At 53.8% G+C, this 2,821-nt stretch carries 2 rRNA genes (1 of these 2 only partly in view); both read right to left on the bottom strand.

What is annotated here, in order from left to right:
* Positions 1-62 precede the first annotated feature (62 nt).
* Positions 63-177 (bottom strand): 5S ribosomal RNA (rrf, locus tag ACO2Q4_RS23560).
* 111 nt (positions 178-288) lie between these two features.
* Positions 289-2,821 (bottom strand): 23S ribosomal RNA (locus tag ACO2Q4_RS23555) (it continues 300 nt past the right edge of the window).

Genomic DNA, 2,821 nt, shown 5'->3' with positions numbered 1-2,821 from the left:
TTTTGCATCGCGGTTTTTGCGGTGCTTTTTATCGTTTTCGAGAGATATCCGTTTCTTTCCAGGTCTGGCGGTGACCTACTCTCCCACGTCTTTTGACGCAGTACCATTGGCGCGACGGCACTTAACGGCCGAGTTCGGGATGGGATCGGGTGTTTTGCTCGTGCTTTGGCCACCAGACCGGGAAAGAAACGGATCGGCGTTATCCCTTATTGGGATGAGTTGTCCAAGGATGCTTTTGGAAGCGAGAGATTTGCTTGCTTTTGCAAGCTGGTCTGTCTTCTTCCGGATCAAATCAAGCCAATCGAGCCATTAGTACCGGTCAACTGAATGCATTGCTGCACTTACATCTCCGGCCTATCGACGTGGTGGTCTTCCACGGCTCTCAAGGGATACCTTGTTTTGAGGGGGGCTTCACGCTTAGATGCCTTCAGCGTTTATCCTGTCCGTTCATAGCTACCCAGCACTGCCGTTGGCACGACAACTGGTCCACCAGTGGAACGTTCACCCCGGTCCTCTCGTACTAGGGGCAACTCCTCTCAAGTATCCTACACCCACGGCAGATAGGGACCGAACTGTCTCACGACGTTCTAAACCCAGCTCACGTACCTCTTTAAACGGCGAACAGCCGTACCCTTGGGACCTGCTCCAGCCCCAGGATGAGATGAGCCGACATCGAGGTGCCAAACGATGCCGTCGATATGGACTCTTGGGCATCATCAGCCTGTTATCCCCAGCGTACCTTTTATCCGTTGAGCGATGGCCCTTCCACTCGGGACCACCGGATCACTATGGCCGACTTTCGTCTCTGCTCGACTTGTCAGTCTTGCAGTCAGGCTGGCTTCTGCCATTGCACTCAACGAGCGATTTCCGACCGCTCTGAGCCAACCTTCGCGCGCCTCCGTTACTCTTTGGGAGGCGACCGCCCCAGTCAAACTACCCACCACGCAGGGTCCCGGACCCGGATAACGGGCCGCGGTTAGACATCAAGAGTGCGAAGGGTGGTATCTCAAGGATGGCTCCACAGCGACTGGCGTCACTGCTTCGATGCCTACCACCTATCCTGCACATCACAATCCTGATGCCAGTGCGAAGCTATAGTAAAGGTGCATGGGGTCTTTCCGTCTAACCGCGGGAAGTCTGCATCTTCACAGACAATTCAATTTCGCTGAGTCCACATTTGAGACAGCGGGGAAGTCGTTACGCCATTCGTGCAGGTCGGAACTTACCCGACAAGGAATTTCGCTACCTTAGGACCGTTATAGTTACGGCCGCCGTTTACCGGGGCTTCAATTCAATGCTTGCACATCTCCTTTTAACCTTCCGGCACCGGGCAGGCGTCAGACCCTATACGTCGCCTTACGGCTTCGCAGAGCCCTGTGTTTTTAGTAAACAGTCGCCACCCCCTAGTTTGTGCCCCCCGCCCATAGTTGCCTACGAACGGGGCCTCCTTCTCGCGAACTTACGGAGGTATTTTGCCGAGTTCCTTAAATGTGGTTCTCTCAAGCGCCTTGGTATTCTCTACCAGTCCACCTGTGTCGGTTTAGGGTACGGTCTCATGGAGGGCTATTTCCAGGAACCACTCACCAGCCCTTCCAATCCGATAAGGAAGAACTAGCTCTGTGATCCGTCACCATCTCCTGGCCCAGGAATATTAACCTGGTTCCCATCGACTACGCCTTTCGGCCTCGCCTTAGGGGCCGGCTTACCCTGCTCAGATTAGCTTTAAGCAGGAACCCTTGGACTTTCGGCGACAGGGTCTCTCACCCTGTTTGTCGCTACTCATGTCAACATTCTCACTTCTGATCACTCCACCGGATGCCTTACAGCCCGGCTTCACAGTCAGAACATTGCCTCCGTTGCTTTTTGCAAAGCAAAAGAGGCAGCGTTCTATATCACAGAACGCTCCGCTACCACGTGCATAAATGCACATCCAAAGCTTCGGCTCGTGGCTTGAGCCCCGTTACATCTTCGCCGCAAGACCTCTTGATTAGACCAGTGAGCTGTTACGCTATCTTTAAAGGATGGCTGCTTCTAAGCCAACCTCCTGGTTGTTTTGGAAGTCTCACATGCTTTCCCACTTAGCCACGAATTGGGGGCCTTAGCTGTTGGTCAGGGTTGTTTCCCTCTCCACGACGGACGTTAGCACCCGCCGTGTGTCTCCCGGATAGTCCTTCTTGGTATTCGGAGTTTGCTTAGACTCAGTAAGGCTGTGGGCCCCCATCATCCATGCAGTGCTCTACCCCCAAGAGGATACGTCCGAGGCGCTACCTAAATAGCTTTCGCGGAGAACCAGCTATCTCCGAGTTTGATTGGCCTTTCACCCCTAGGCACAAGTCATCCCGACCTTTTTCAACAGGTGTGGGTTCGGACCTCCAGTTGGTGTTACCCAACCTTCATCCTGCTCATGCCTAGATCACTCGGTTTCGGGTCTGATCCGTCTAACTAAGTCGCCCATTTAAGACTCGCTTTCGCTGCGCCTACACCTAACGGCTTAAGCTTGCTAGACAGACCAAGTCGTTGACCCATTATACAAAAGGTACGCCGTCACATCTCAAGGATGCTCCGACTGCTTGTAGGCGTCCGGTTTCAGAAACTGTTTCACTCCCCTCGTCGGGGTGCTTTTCACCTTTCCCTCACGGTACTGGTTCGCTATCGGTCAGCAAGGAGTACTTAGCCTTCGAGGGTGGTCCCCCGATCTTCAGACAGGATTTCACGTGTCCCGCCCTACTTAATGCGTCCGATCAAACTTCCCATACGGGGCTGTCACCCGCTATGGCTGTGCTTTCCAACACATTCTGGTCATTCTCACGGCTCGGCTGGT

Source organism: Paracoccus sp. KR1-242, assembly GCF_049446195.1.
Lineage (GTDB): Bacteria > Pseudomonadota > Alphaproteobacteria > Rhodobacterales > Rhodobacteraceae > Paracoccus > Paracoccus broussonetiae.
This window is presented reverse-complemented; position numbering and strand designations above follow the sequence as displayed.